At 70.0% G+C, this 13,936-nt stretch carries 9 protein-coding genes and 1 pseudogene; 2 read left to right on the forward strand and 8 right to left on the reverse strand.

Features of this window, described 5'->3' with window-relative positions:
* Positions 1-79 precede the first annotated feature (79 nt).
* Together BN3788_RS09055 and BN3788_RS09060 are read right to left on the reverse strand one after the other, a co-directional pair.
* Positions 80-1,696, reverse strand: a complete 1,617-nt coding sequence (locus BN3788_RS09055) for a peptide ABC transporter substrate-binding protein (RefSeq protein ID WP_066584815.1) — start codon at positions 1,694-1,696, stop codon at positions 80-82.
* 428 nt (positions 1,697-2,124) lie between these two features.
* Positions 2,125-3,945: an ABC transporter ATP-binding protein gene (locus tag BN3788_RS09060; RefSeq protein ID WP_066584818.1), complete on the reverse strand. Its 1,821-nt coding sequence runs from the start codon at positions 3,943-3,945 to the stop codon at positions 2,125-2,127.
* A gap of 82 nt (positions 3,946-4,027) precedes the next feature.
* On the opposite strand from BN3788_RS09060, the gene BN3788_RS09065 reads away from it, so the two are divergent.
* Positions 4,028-4,603: a PH domain-containing protein gene (locus tag BN3788_RS09065; protein WP_082812750.1), complete on the forward strand. Its 576-nt coding sequence runs from the start codon at positions 4,028-4,030 to the stop codon at positions 4,601-4,603.
* Positions 4,604-4,638: 35 nt separating this feature from the next.
* Here the strand turns inward: BN3788_RS09065 and BN3788_RS09070 are convergent, their stop codons facing one another.
* The 3 genes from BN3788_RS09070 to BN3788_RS09080 all read right to left on the reverse strand — a co-directional run bounded on the left by BN3788_RS09070 (position 4,639) and on the right by BN3788_RS09080 (position 9,364).
* Positions 4,639-5,724 (reverse strand): ABC transporter permease, encoded by a 1,086-nt coding sequence (locus BN3788_RS09070; RefSeq protein WP_066584824.1) that lies wholly within the window; start codon positions 5,722-5,724, stop codon positions 4,639-4,641.
* Positions 5,721-7,181, reverse strand: coding sequence for an ABC transporter permease (locus BN3788_RS09075; protein ID WP_315969751.1), 1,461 nt, complete (start codon positions 7,179-7,181; stop codon positions 5,721-5,723). The genes BN3788_RS09070 and BN3788_RS09075 overlap by 4 nt, the downstream gene beginning before the upstream one ends.
* Before the next feature lie 332 nt (positions 7,182-7,513).
* Positions 7,514-9,364 carry an ABC transporter family substrate-binding protein gene (locus BN3788_RS09080; RefSeq protein ID WP_082812751.1) on the reverse strand — a complete coding sequence of 617 codons (1,851 nt, stop codon included), beginning with the start codon at positions 9,362-9,364 and terminating at the stop codon, positions 7,514-7,516.
* Positions 9,365-9,792: 428 nt separating this feature from the next.
* Here BN3788_RS09080 and BN3788_RS09085 point away from each other — a divergent pair.
* Positions 9,793-10,230, forward strand: a pseudogene (locus tag BN3788_RS09085) (DapH/DapD/GlmU-related protein); the annotation flags it as partial.
* 97 nt (positions 10,231-10,327) lie between these two features.
* Here the strand turns inward: BN3788_RS09085 and ychF are convergent.
* From ychF to BN3788_RS09100, 3 genes are all read right to left on the reverse strand, one after another.
* Positions 10,328-11,413 carry a redox-regulated ATPase YchF gene (ychF, locus tag BN3788_RS09090; protein WP_066584833.1) on the reverse strand — a complete coding sequence of 362 codons (1,086 nt, stop codon included), beginning with the start codon at positions 11,411-11,413 and terminating at the stop codon, positions 10,328-10,330.
* 67 nt (positions 11,414-11,480) lie between these two features.
* The gene (locus BN3788_RS09095) at positions 11,481-13,046 is read right to left on the reverse strand and encodes a hypothetical protein (protein ID WP_066584836.1); all 1,566 of its coding nucleotides are present in this window, start codon (positions 13,044-13,046) and stop codon (positions 11,481-11,483) included.
* The gene (locus BN3788_RS09100; protein WP_066586930.1) at positions 13,022-13,828 is read right to left on the reverse strand and encodes an ABC transporter ATP-binding protein; all 807 of its coding nucleotides are present in this window, start codon (positions 13,826-13,828) and stop codon (positions 13,022-13,024) included. Before BN3788_RS09100 ends, BN3788_RS09095 begins: the two co-directional genes overlap by 25 nt.
* Between the last annotated feature and the right edge of the window lie 108 nt (positions 13,829-13,936).

The raw sequence follows: 13,936 nt of genomic DNA on the forward strand, positions 1-13,936 counted from the left end.
AGCCCGCTCCGGACCTCCCGGGCGGGCGAGCCCTGGGGGTGGGGCCGGCGTGGCTCCACCCCCAGGGCGTCAGGCGAGGTCAGTTCTTGGTGACCTCGTAGAGCAGCGGGACGCTGTTCCAGCCGAACTCGACGTTCGAGACGGTGTCAGCGGAGCCGCCCGTGACGTTCTGGTACCAGAGCGGGATCGCCGGGAGGTCCTGGAACAGGACCTCCTGCGCCTGCGTGAAGTACTCGTTGGCCTCGTCGACGGACGTGGCCGCGGAGCCCTGCGCGAGCAGCGAGTCGAACTCGGCGTTCGAGTAGCCGGCGTCGTTCGAGCCCGCCCCGGTGCCGTACAGCGGGCCGAGGAAGTTGTAGAGGCCCGGGTAGTCGGCCTGCCAGCCGGAGCGGAACGCCCCGGAGATGGCGCCGTTCGTGACGTCCTCGCGGAGGTCCTTGAACGCGGGGTACGGGTTGCCCTCGGCGGAGATGCCCAGGGTGTTGCGCAGGCTGTTGGCCACAGCGTCGACCCAGGCCTGGTGGCCGCCGTCGCTGTTGTAGCCAATCGTGAACGTGCCGGTGTACGGCGAGATCGCGTCAGCCTGGGCCCACAGCTCCTTGGCCTTGGCCGCGTTGTAGTCGAGCACCTCGGAGCCCGTCACGTCGTCGGACCAGCCGTCGATCACGGGCGACGTGAAGTCGTCCGCCGGCGTGCGCGTGCCCTCGAAGATCGCCTCGGTGATCTCCTCGCGGTTGATCGCCATGGAGATCGCCTGGCGGCGGAGCTGGCCCTCGGCGCCGGTGAAGTGCTCGAGGTCCATCGGGATGATGAGCGTCTGGATCATCGCCGCGGGCTGGTTGACCGCACGGTCGCCCAGCTCGTCCTCGAGGGTGCTGAACGCGCTGTCCGGCACCTGGTCGAGCACGTCGAGCTGGCCGGCGAGCAGGTCGTTGTAGGCGCCGTCGAGGGTCTCGTAGAACTTGACGGTCACCCCGCCGTTCTGCGCCTCGCGGTCGCCGGAGTAGTCCTCGTTCGGCGCCAGGGCGATCTCGACGTTGTGCTGCCAGGCGTCCTCGGAGGCGACCTTGTACGGGCCGTTGCCGATCGGGTGCTCGCCGAAGGCGTCCATGTCCTCGAACGCCACCTGCGGCAGCGGGAAGTACGCGGAGTAGCCGAGCCGCAGCGGGAAGTCGGCCTCGGGCTGCTTGAGCTTCACGGTGAAGGTCGTGTCATCGACGATCTGGAGCCCGGTGAGCTCGGAGTCCTCGTCCCACGAGAAGCCCTCGATGCCCTCGAAGAAGTAGCTCGACAGCTGGGCGTTGCTCAGCTGGGCGCCGTAGTTCCAGGCGTCGACGAAGCTCTCGGACGTGACGGGCTCGCCGTTGGTGAACGTCCAGCCCTCGTTGAGCGTGATCGTGTAGGTCTGCGCGTCCTCGGTCTCGATGGACTTGGCGACCTCGTTGTGCGCGGCGCCGTCGGCGTCGTAGTAGACCAGGCCCGAGAAGACGAGGTCGATGATCTTCCCGCCGCCGACCTCGTTGGTGTTGGTGGGGATGAGCGGGTTCTGCGGCTCGCTGCCCCAGGCGGTCACGATGCCGCCCGAGCTGTCAGCCGTGGACCCGCCGCCGTCCGTGCCCGCGCTGGCGCACGAGGTCAGGGCAAGCGCGCCCACCGCGATGGTGGCCGCGAAGCCGGCGAAACGCCTGATCTTCATTGTTCCTCCAGTGGAATCCGGACAGGCCCGGAATTCGGTGACCGCGGTCGGCTCGACAGGCCGCGGTCGAGCAGCAACGGGGGCGCGGCATGCCAGCCGGGTGGCAGGCGTGACCGTCACCGTGCGCGATCGATCCCGAGTGGCTGGAACGGGTGGCACAGGCCGAACAACCCCCTGCGCTCGAGCACCGAGCGGCGGGCGAGTCGATCCGCCGACTGGACGGTCGATTCATCCCATAGGGTTAATTTGGACCAAAGCCATCACCTTGCAGCCGCGCACATGGTATACGCCGAATCAGGGAGCGATGGACACACGTCCAATGTGCGGTCACCCACCCCGCCGCGGACCCCGGGCACACGACAGGCAGGGCCGGCGCGGAAGTCCGCGCCGGCCCTGCCTGTCGTGTGGTGCCGTGTGGTGAGACGCGCTCAGAGCGCGTTCGGCGGCACCCTGTCCTCGCCGATCCCGTCGAGCCGGGCGGCCGCCGCGCGCGCCAGCGCAGCCTGCTCGATCGCATCCTGCTCATGTGCGGCCTCGGCCAGCAACGCCGCGCGGGCCTCGCGCCGGCTGCGCTGCTCCACCGGGTCCGGCACCGGCACGGCCGCGAGCAGCCGCTGCGTGTACGCGTGCTGCGGCGCGTGCACCACCTGCTCCGTGGCCCCGTGCTCCACGAGCTTGCCCTGGTGCATCACCGCGACCCGGCTGGAGAGGATCTCCACCACCGCCAGGTCGTGCGAGATGAACAGGCAGGCGAACCCGTGCTCGCGCTGCAGCTCCTGGAACAGCTCCAGCACGCGCGCCTGCACCGACACGTCGAGCGCTGACGTCGGCTCATCCGCCACCAGCAGCTTCGGCTCCAGCGACAGCGCCCGGGCGATGCCGACCCGCTGGCGCTGCCCGCCCGAGAGCTCATGCGGGTAGCGGTTGCGCATGGCACGCGGCAGGTGGACCTGGTCCAGCAGCTCCTCGACCCGACGGCTCAGCTCGGCGCCCTTGATGCCGGTGTGCAGCATCATCGGCTCGCCGATGGACTCGCCGATCGGCAGGCGCGGGTTCAGCGAGGAGCCCGGGTCCTGGAAGACGATCCCGACCTGCCGGCGCAACGGCGCCAGGGTCTTGCGGGACGCGCCGACCATGTCCACCCCGGCCACCCGCAGCGTGCCCGCCGAGACGGGCAGCAGGCCCACGACCGCGCGGCCGATGGTGGTCTTGCCCGAGCCGGACTCCCCCACCAGGCCCACGACCTCGCCCTGGTGCAGGGTCAGGTCCACGCCGTCGACCGCACGGAAGCCGGGCGTGCGCCCACGCCCGGGGTACTCGATGACCATGCCCTGCGCGTCGAGCACCACGGGGCGCTCATCCGCAGGCGCCGGAGCGGGCTCGCGGTCCGGCTCGGTGACGACGGCCGTCGCCGGGCGGGACGCGCCCAGGTGGGGCACCGCGGCCAGCAGCGAGCGGGTGTAGGGGTGCTGCGGGTTGGAGAAGATCTGCTCCGCCGTCCCCTGCTCGACGACGCGGCCGTCCTTCATCACCAGGATCGAGTCGGCCAGGTCCGCCACCACGCCCATGTCATGGGTGATGAGCACGATCCCCGAGTCGATGCGGGTGCGCAGGTCGCGCATGAGCTGCAGGATCTCCGCCTGCACCGTGACGTCCAGCGCCGTGGTCGGCTCGTCGGCGATGAGCAGCCGGGGGTCGCAGGCCAGCGCCTGGGCGATCATGGCGCGCTGCCGCTGCCCACCCGAGAGCTGGTGCGGGTAGGAGTCGAACCGGCGCTCCGGCTCGGGGATCTCCACCATGGTCAGCAGCTCGATGGCGCGGGCCTTGGCCTCCTTGGGGCCCATCGGGAAGTGCGTGCGCAGCGTCTCCACGATCTGGAAGCCCACGGTGTAGACGGGGTTCAGGGCCGTCATCGGCTCCTGGAAGATGACCGCGACCTCCTTGCCCCGCACATGGCGCAGCCGCCCGGGCGACATGCCCAGCAGTTCGCGGCCGTCGAGCATGGCGCTGCCATATGCGCGCCCGTTCGGGGGCAGCAGCCCGATCAGCGACATCGACGACTGCGTCTTGCCGGAGCCCGACTCGCCGACGATCGCGAGCACCTCGCCCGGGCGCACGTCATAGCTGACGTCCACGGCGGCGGGGAACCACTCGCCATCCACGTAGAAGTTGACGCTCAGGTCGCGGACGGTGAGGACCGGCTCGGCGCGCTCGCGCGCGGGCGCCTCGACTGCGGTTTCAGTGGCCACGGGTGATCTGGTCCTTCCGGGGGGTCCTGCTCGCGCCCGCAGGCGTGACAGGCGTGCTCATCGTGTCTGGGAGCATGTGCGCATGGGTGCTGCGCGGGTGTTCAGGTCGATGCCGGGTCGTGTGCTGACGGTCGCGACCGCGTTCGCCGGGCTGGTCTGCCTGGTGGCGATGGCCGCCGGCGGCGGCCGGGAGCTGCTGCGGTACGGGGCTGTGCCGCTGCTCGTGGTGCTGCTCGTGTGGGCCATGTTCTGGCGCCCACGGGTGGAGGTCTCCGACGGCGGCATCGAGCTGCGCAATGTGCTGCGCACCGTGCACGTGCCGTGGCCCGCCTACCGGGGTGCCGACACCCGCCTCGCCCTGAAGATCGAGACCACCGGCGGCGACTACACCGCATGGGCGACCCCCGCGCGCAGCGGGGCGCCCGCCCGTCGCGACCTGGCCAAGCCGGTGGACGCCCGACGCACGGCCAACGGCGCCAGCGCCGACGTGGCCGCCCTGGAGATCGCCGCGCGCCATGAGGCGCTGCGCAAGGCCGGGCACCTCGACCGGGTCCCCGTGCAGGGAGCCCCCGTCCCGACTGTCCGCTGGCACTGGGATGTGGTGGCCGGCTGCGCGGTGCTGTCCGTGCTGGTGGCGCTCGGCGCCGCCGCAGGCTGACCGGGCCGCCTGCGAGGGCCTGTGCAGGCCCGTCATCAGAGTCCCGGTTCCGCGGCGGCTGCGGTCGACCGCGCGGTCCGGGCCGCGGCGCGGTCCATCTTGCGCTGAGACGGGATGCGCTTCTGCCGCGGGTCGAACGCGTCCCGCATGCCATCGCCGATGAAGTTCACCGTCAGCGCGATCGTGACGATCAGCATGCCCGGCCACCAGAACAGCCACGGTCGCGTCGCGAACGCCTCCTGGTACTGGTTGATGAGCTGGCCCAGCGACACGTTGGGGTAGCGGATGCCCATCCCCACGAAGCTGAGGGCCGTCTCCAGCAGGATCGCCGAGCTCATCAGCAGCGTCTGGTTGACGATGATCACGCCGATCGAGTTCGGCAGCATGTGCTTGAAGATGATCCGCCGGTCGCTGGCGCCGGCCACGCGGGCCGCGTCGACGAACTCCCGCTCGCGCAGCGAGAGGAACTCACCGCGCACGAGCCGGGCCAGCGTGGTCCACGACGCCAGGCCGAGGAAGATCGCCAGCAGGTACGCGCCACCGGCGCCCGCCGCGAGGCTGCCCAGGATCGCGCCGAGCACGAGCACGGGGATGGTGATGACCAGGTCCGTGAACCGCATCAGCCAGCTGTCCAGCGCGCCACGGTAGTAGCCCGCCAGCGCGCCGACGAGGATGCCGACCATCGAGGCCACCAGGCCCACGATGCCCATCACGGTGAGCGACGTCTGCGTGCCGCGCATGACGCGTGCGAACACGTCACGCCCAGCCTCGTCCTGTCCGAACGGGTGCTCCCCGATCGCCAGGCCGGTGCCGCCCAGCCACGTGGGCAGGCTCATCGTGGGCGAGCCGCTCGGGTTGGCCAACGCGCCCGTCTGGTTGGGCGAGAACTTCCACCAGCCCGGGATCGGGCCGACGCCGATCGAGGTGAAGGCCAGCAGCACGATGCCGATGAGCACGACCATCGCGGCGACTGCCGCGCGGTGGCGGAAGAACCTCCGCAGCACGATCTGGTTCTGCGAGAGGCCTTCGACCTCCTTGAGCTCGATGGCGTTCTCGACGGCCTCCTCCGGGGGCAGCTCGTCGAGGGCGCCGTGCGGGGAGGGGGTCTCTGGCGTGCTCATGCGTTCACCCGGATTCGAGGGTCGAGTGCGGCGTAGATGAGGTCGGCGAGGATGTTCGCGAGGACCGCGAGCCCTGCCGTGATCACGAGGTAGGCCATGATCGGCTCGATCTCCGCGTTGTGCAGCGACTTGATGAAGAGCTGGCCCATGCCGGGCCGGCCGAAGACCTGCTCGGTGATGATCGCGCCGCCGAACAGCGCGACCACGTCCAGCGGGACGATGGTGGCCAGCGGGATCATCGAGTTACGGAAGCCGTGGCGCATCACCACGGTCCGCTCGGAGAGCCCCTTGGCGCGGGCCGTGCGGATGTAGTCCTGGCCCATCACCTCGAGCATGCTGGCGCGGGAGAACCGCGTGTACCCGGCGAAGCTGATCAGCAGCAGCGCGAGCGTCGGCAGCAGCAGGTGGGTGTAGGTGTCGAGCGTCCGCACCCAGAAGTCGCCGCCCAGGTTCGGGGTCCGGTCGCCGACGGTGGCGATGGGACGGCCCTTGATCGCTGGCGCGTTGAAGTACTTCGGCCACACCTGCATGACCTGGTCGATGAAGATCATGGCGGACACGGCGAGGGCCGTCAGCGCCGCGGTGCGCGAGGACTGGCCCCGGTCCGGGCCACCCCACAGCCGCCCGACGAGCCACCCGGAGCCGATGGCGACGCCGCCCAGCGCGAGGGCGAACGGCCAGTTCATCGGCACGTACGCGAAGAGGTACTGCAACGGCGTGTACAGCACGATGCCGAGCACCACGACGGACAGCGCGGAGCCGAGCGAGCGGCGGTTGCGCAGGCCGGTGGAGAGCGTGGTGATGGCGAGCGCGAAGCCCGTGCCGACGACGGCGATGAGCACGGGGCCCAGGTGCGGGGTGCTCCACCAACCGCTGAGCGACAGGTATGCCAGCACTGCTGAGGTGGCCACGGCGCCGATCGCGAAGCCGGTGACCCGTCGGCGGGCATCGCCCCCGACGGCCAGCGCGGCCACGACGCCGAACACCAGCCCTGCGCCGATCATCGCCGGCCAGGATTGCGAGGCGTCAGCGAGGAAGTCGTTGAACCCGATCGCGCCCCACTGCTTGAGCAGCACAGCGACCCAGAACGCGGGCAGCGAGTAGAGGACGAACGAGACGAAGGTGATGAGGTAGTCGAACGACGTGTACTGGCGCAGCGCGCTGACGATGCCGACGGCCACCCCGAACAGGATGGCGAGCAACGTCGCGGCGCTGACGAGCTGGAGCGTCGAGACCACAGCCCCGCCGAGCTTGTCGCCGACCGCCTGACCGGATACCCAGGCCGTGCCCAGGTCCCCGGTGAGGAAGTTCCCGAGCCATTTGACGTACCGGATCACGACAGGCGTGTCCAGGTCGAGGAGCACCCGCCGGGCAGCGATGAGCTGCTCCTTATTGGGCGACGTGCTCTCGAGCAGGTCGTCGAGGGGTCGGATGGAGACCGACACCATCAGATACATCAAGAAACTCGACGCCAGCAGGGTGGCAAGCCCTTGCAGGATTCGTCGCGATATGAAGGTGAACATCGAAAGCGATACCTCGCAGTGACAGCGGAATCCCCCGTGGCCGCGCCAGCGTACGCGCTCATGGGCTGCGACTCGAAATGCGCAGTCCTCCACCAGGGCCCGCCCCGGCCGTCAGAACGGGGGCGGGGGAAGAAAGGGACGCGACCGCGACGCCGACCCTTGGGGCACGGAACCGCGAAGCGCGCCGGAACTCAGGGTTCCGGCGCGCTCCGCGTGATGCCCAGACCGCTGTCAGGCCTGGTCAGGCGTGTAGCCGAGCCGAATGGTCAGCTGGTGGCGGAGGGCTCGTCGCCCGCCGTCGTGCCCGTGGTCTCCCAGTTCCAGTAACCCGCGAAGATCGTCGGCGAGATGCTGATCGGCGTGACACCGGTGATGTTCTTCCAGGCCTGGATCGCCGGGAACTGGAAGATGGTGGTGCCGAATGCGTCGTTCCAGAGGATCTTCTCGACCTTGATCTGGATCTCGATCTGCTTGGCCGGGTCCGTCTCGACCTGGAGCTCGTCGAACAGCGCGTCAACCTCGGCGTTGGAGTACTTGCCGTAGTTGTTCACGCCACCGGTGCGGTAGTTGGCGTCCGACTCGGTGACGGCCGTCGAGGTGGACTGCCAGCCGAAGAGCGAGGCGTCGTACTGGTCCTGGCCGGTGGACAGGAGCGTGCCCCACTCGGCGGCGGGCTTGCTCGCGTCGACGAGCGTGAAGCCAGCGGCGGCCGCCGTCTCCGTGATGAGCGCGAACTGCGTCTGGCGGCGCGTGTTGTCGCCGTTGAACGCGAAGCGGACGTTGACCGGCGTGGTCACGCCAGCCTCGGCGAGCAGCGCCTTGGCGCCCTCGATGTCCTCAGCCGCGGTGTAGGCGTCGGAGCCGTTGCCCTTGACCATGTCGTCGTAGTCAGACGAGCCGGGGATGATGATGAAGGAGTTGCGCACCTCGGCGTCCGGGTTCAGCGGGACGATGAGGTTGTCGACGATCTGCTGACGCGGGATCGCCTTGAGGAACGCCTGGCGGACCTTGCGCGCCTTCTCAGCGTCGCCGCCGTAGGTCGCGGGGTCGAACGGGCCGCCGTTGGCGAAGACCAGGTCGACGTGCTCGTACGTGCCCTCGACGCCGTTGAGCGACTCGACGCCGTCCAGGGCCTCGATCGCGGCGCGGACGTCAGCGGTGGCCTGCGGGCCGATCAGGTCGACCTCACCGTTCTGCAGGGCGGTCACCTGGGCCATCGGGTCCTCGATGTACCGGATGGTGATGCTGTCGACCTTCGGCTTGAGGTCGCCCTTGTACTCCGGGTTCGCCTCGAGCGTCATGTGCGAGTTCTCGACGTACTCGGTCATCAGGAAGGCGCCGTTGGAGACGTAGACCTTCTCGTCAGCCGGCAGGCTCGTGAACTCGAAGCCGGAGTTCCAGACCTTCGAGAGCTTGCTCAGCGCCTCGACGTCGTTCTCCTGGATCGCGGTGACGACCGCGGCCTTGGCCTCGTCGGCGTCCTCGATGCCGAGGGCGAGCTGGCCCGCGACGTGCGCCGGGATGTCCGACTTCTGGAAGTCGGACTCCCAGTCGGCGAACTTCTTGGAGTAGACGAAGGTGATCGTCTTGCCGTCGTCGGTGATCTCCGGGGTCTCGGTGATGAGCGCGCGCCCGGGGACGTTGCCGTCGAAGTAGACGCCGGCGTCGATCGCGTCCTGGTTGAGGACCTCGCCCGTCTCCGGGTCTTCCTCGGCCTCGACGTTGTTGAAGACGTTGGACGTGGCGGCCCACTCGAGGAGCAGGTCAGCGGCGTCAGTCGGCGTGCCGTCGCTCCACTTGACGTCGTCCGCGAACGTGTACTTCACCGTCAGCGGGTCGTCGCTGGTCTTCTCGAACGTGCCGAAGGACTCGTCGTGGACGAGCTCCAGGCTCTCGTTGTAGTACCAGAACGCGCCGTTCAGCATGGAGGTGATGACCGCGTTCTGCGTGGCGTTGCCGTTGCTCGAGCTCGTGTTGAGCTCGTTGAGCGGCGCCTCCCACGCGACGGTGATGGTGCTGGACTCGGAGATGCCGGAGTCCTTCTCCGCCGGGCCCGAGCATGCCGCCAGCACGAGCGAACCCGCCGCCAGCGTGGAGACGGCCGCAACCGCTCGCATCGTCTTCAATGTTCCTCCTGGGAGTGTGTGACGAACCCGCCGCGCACTGCGACGCGGTTCGGACACCGGGCGTCCCCCGTCTGGTTCAGACAGGCGGACGCCTAGGGATGTGTGGTCACGCTAGCCACACCGCGGAGGACATATCGGACGCGATCGTTTCGGAGAGCGGATCGTTACCGTATCGATACTGGGCAGTAGTGTCCAGGATATGAGATGGACACCTGCGGAAACATCGCTGTTACACAGCGGGTGTCGATCGAAGAGCGCAAAACGGCCCAACCGCGCTGCACGAACAGGACGCGCGTGCTATGTGCCGCGCCCCAGGGCTCACGCGCCCTCACAGGACGCCCACGGCGCCACACCGCCAGAGGGCGCGGGACACGACGACCTATCGTCGGGGACATGGCCCATATTCCGGCCGCTACTGCTCCCCCGACGAGGTGCGCGCCCTGATGAGCGAGCTCACCGGGCACGAGGTCTCCGAGTCCTTCAACCTCTTCCCGCCCTTCAGCGCTGACTTCGGCAAGAACATCCGATTCGGCGAGAACGTGTTCGTCAACAGCGGCTGCCGGTTCCAGGACCAGGGCGGCATCGAGATCGGCGATGGGTCGCTCATCGGCCACAACGCCGTCATCACGACGCTGAATCACGACATGACGCCCAGCCGACGGGCCGATATGCATCCGGCCCGCGTGGTGATCGGCCAAGGCGTGTGGTTCGGCGCCAACGTGACGGTCCTGCCGGGCGTGACGATCGGCGATGGGGCTGTCGGCGGCGCAGGAGCTGTCGTCACCAAGGACGTGCACGCATGGGCCGTGGTCGTTGGCGTGCCAGCCAAGCAGGTGGGCACGGTGCCGCAGGGGTAGTCGCCCACACACGTCGTGGTGCGAGGCAGAGGACAACGCGGCTCAGTCGAATCCCACCGACCGAGCCGCGTTGACGTCTGCCTGATGAGGCGCGAGCTCACACGTTGAAGCGGAACTCCACCACGTCGCCGTCGTGCATGACGTAGTCCTTGCCCTCGATGCGCGCCTTGCCGGCGGCGCGGGCGGCAGCGACAGATCCGGCGGCCACCAGGTCCTCGAAGCCGATGACCTCGGCCTTGATGAAGCCCTTCTGGAAGTCCGTGTGGATGACGCCCGCGGCCTGCGGCGCCGTCCAGCCCTGGTGGATCGTCCAGGCGCGCGACTCCTTGGGGCCGGCGGTGAGGTACGTCTGCAGGCCGAGGGTGTGGAAGCCGACCTTGGCGAGCTGCTCCAGGCCGGGCACCTCCTGGCCGTTCTCGGCGAGCATCTCCTTGGCCTCGTCGGGCTCGAGCTCGACGAGCTCGGACTCGAACTTCGCGTCGAGGAAGATCGCGTCGGCGGGGGCGACGAACGCGCGCAGGTCGTCCTGCATGGCGGTGTCCGCGAGGCCCGCGTCGTCGGTGTTGAAGACGTAGATGAACGGCTTGGCCGTCATGAGCTGGAGCTGCGCGAGCTGCTCGGGGTCGATGCCGGCGGCCTTCGCGCCCTGGAAGAGGGTCTCGCCCTTCTCCAGCACGGCCTGGGCCTGCTGGGCGGCGGTGAGCAGCGCCTGGTCGGCCTTCTTGCCCCGCACCTCCTTCTCAAGGCGGGGCACCGCCTTCTCCAGGGTCTGCAGGTCCGCGAGGATCAGCTCGGTGTTGATCGTCTCGATGTCGTCCTTGGGAGAGACGCGGCCGTCGACGTGCACCACGTCCGGGTCGGCGAAGGCGCGGGTGACCTGGCAGATCGCCTCGGCCTCGCGAATGTTCGCGAGGAACTTGTTGCCGAGCCCCTCCCCCTCGCTGGCGCCCTTGACGATGCCCGCGATGTCGACGAACGACACCGTCGCGGGCAGGATGCGCTCGCTGCCGAAGATCTCGGCGAGCTTCTCCAGCCGAGGGTCGGGCAGCGGGACCACGCCGACGTTGGGCTCGATCGTGGCGAACGGGTAGTTCGCCGCGAGCACCTGCGCGCGGGTCAGTGCGTTGAAAAGGGTGGACTTGCCGACGTTGGGCAGGCCGACGATGCCGATGGTGAGTGCCACGTCGGGCAATGCTACGTGGCCGAGCCGAATGCCGGGCCGAGCCGCCGCGAAGGTGGTGCCGCGCGGGTCAGGCGAATCCGCGCATCGTGGTGAGCAGATCGGGCGCCCGGGTGTCGTACTGGACGCCGCCCATCCGCACGCCCAGCACCAGGAACAGGCCGCCGAGCGCGATCGACGCCACGGCCGTGAGCAGGCCCAGCCACATCGAGCCGGTGAGCACCGCCGCCACCGCGAGCGCCGTGCTGGGCAGCGCCAGGAGCAGGATGCCGGCCATGCCCGCCATCTGCGACACCATCGCCGCGGTCTGGCTGCCCTGCGGGGTGGAGAACGGGTTCTCGCCCGGCTTCGGCACCGGGTAGACGACCCGGGCGGAGATGAAGCTCGACGCGCCCGTCGCGGTGGCCAGCACGCCGAGGCTGTATCCCACCACGGGGACGATCAGGTCCCAGCGCCCGGTCAACGCGACCACCACCACGGACATGAGCAGCGTGGCGGGCGCCCCGAGCGCCAGTGCCGCGCAGGCCCGCCCCCAGCGGTCCACCGTGCCGCGGATCGGCGCGGCGACGTGCGTCCAGAACGCGGTGCTGTCGTAGGCGATGTCCGCGGCGATGCCCCAGCCGAAGAGCAGCGCCCCGATCGGCGCGGAGAGCAGGAGCGACAGTTGGCGCCCGCCCAGGAAGAGGAACAGCACCGGCACCAACGGCACCAGGATCACCGCGCCGGCGTACCGGGGGTCGCGCAGCCAGTAGGTCAGGCTCCGCGCGGCCACGGCACCCACCGGCGTCGCGGGGAAGCGGTCGAACCAGCCGAGCCCGCGCGCCTTCGCCCGCGGGCCCTCGCGCTGCTCTCCCCCGGTGAGCGCACGGGTCAGCGCCCGGTCCCACACCCACAGCAGAGCGGCGAGCGTCACCAGTCCGATGGCGAGCTTCGCGGCGGCCGGCGCCCACTGCCCGGCGGCGACGTCGACGGCCAGCGCCCACGGCGCCCCGAAAGGCGTCCAGCCAAGCGTCCGCGCGACCTCCGGGAACGTGTCGGAGATGCTCTCCAGCCCGCTGCCCACCGCGCCCATGATCGGCCCCAGCAGGAACATCGGGATCAGCACCGCGATCGTGGCGACCTCGCGCACCTTGCGGCGCATCACCAACGGGGCCAGCGCCGTCGTCGTGGCGCGCGAGCCGACCACGCACAGCGCCACCGCGAGCACCGCGCCGACGAGCCCCGCCACGACGGCTGCGGGCGTCCGCCACCACACCGTCACCGAGGTCAGCGCCACCAGCACCGTCACGAGGCCCGGAATGCCCACCAGGCCGGCGATCGCGAGCCCCGCCAGCAGCGAGCGGCGCGGGATGGAGAACGTGGTGAACCGTTGCGGGTCGAGCGTCGCGTCCACCCCGAAGGCGACCAGCGGGACGATCCACCAGCCGAGCACCAGGAGGCTGCCGCCCAGCAGCAGCACTGTCGCGGCGAGCTCCTGGTCGTCCTGCACGGCGAGCGCCACCAGGCCCACCAGCAGCAACACCGCTAAGCCCAGGCCGTACAGCAGGCCGACGACCAGGCCGATGACCTGCCACACCGAGCGGCGCAGCCCGTTGCGCAGCAGCGCGAGCTTCAGACGGACGAGGTGCGCAACCACGCGAGGCCCTCCCCCGTGCTCCGGCCCCCGACGAGCTGCACGAACCGGTCCTCAAGGCTCGCGCCCGCGCGGACGTCGTCGACAGTGCCCGCCGCCAGCACGTGGCCGTTCGCGATCACCGCGACGTGGTCGCACATGCGCTGCACCAGGTCCATCACATGCGAGGACACGATCACCGTGCCGCCGGAGGCGACGTACGACGTGAGGATCTCGCGGATGTTCGCCGCCGAGACCGGGTCCACCGCCTCGAACGGCTCGTCGAGCACGAGCACGCGGGGGGCGTGCACGATGGCGCAGGCCAGCGCGATCTTCTTGGTCATGCCCGCGGAGTACTCGACCACCAGCGTGCGGGCGTCAGCGGTCAGGTCCAGGGCGGCCAGCAGGTCGGCGGTGCGCGCCGCCACCGTCTCCCGGTCCAGCCCGTGCAGCAGGCCCGCGTACGTCACGAGCTGCTCGCCGGTGAGCCGGTCGAACAAGCGCACGCCATCCGGCAGGACGCCGAGCAGCGACTTGCCCTTCACCGGGTCCGCCCACAGGTCCTGGCCGAGCACCATCACCTGGCCGAAGTCGGGGCGCAGCAGGCCCGTCGCCATCGACAGCGACGTCGTCTTCCCCGCCCCGTTCGGGCCGACGAGCCCGTAGAACGAGCCGGCCGGGACCGTGAGGTCGATGCCGGCGACGGCGATCTTCGAGCCGAACTTCTTCCACAGGCCGCGCAACTCCAGCGCGGCGGGCACGGCGGGCTGGGCCGCGAGACCCGTCGGAGCCGCAGCGTCGGGCACGGGCGCGGAGACGGGTGCGGGCGGCTGCGGTGGGGCGGGCTCGTGGGCGGCGCTGCTCTCGGTCACGCGGTCAGGCTAGTGGGGCCTCCGACGACCCGTCGGCCGTTT

It is taken from the genome of Cellulomonas timonensis (genome assembly GCF_900046455.1).
GTDB lineage: Bacteria > Actinomycetota > Actinomycetes > Actinomycetales > Cellulomonadaceae > Cellulomonas_A > Cellulomonas_A timonensis.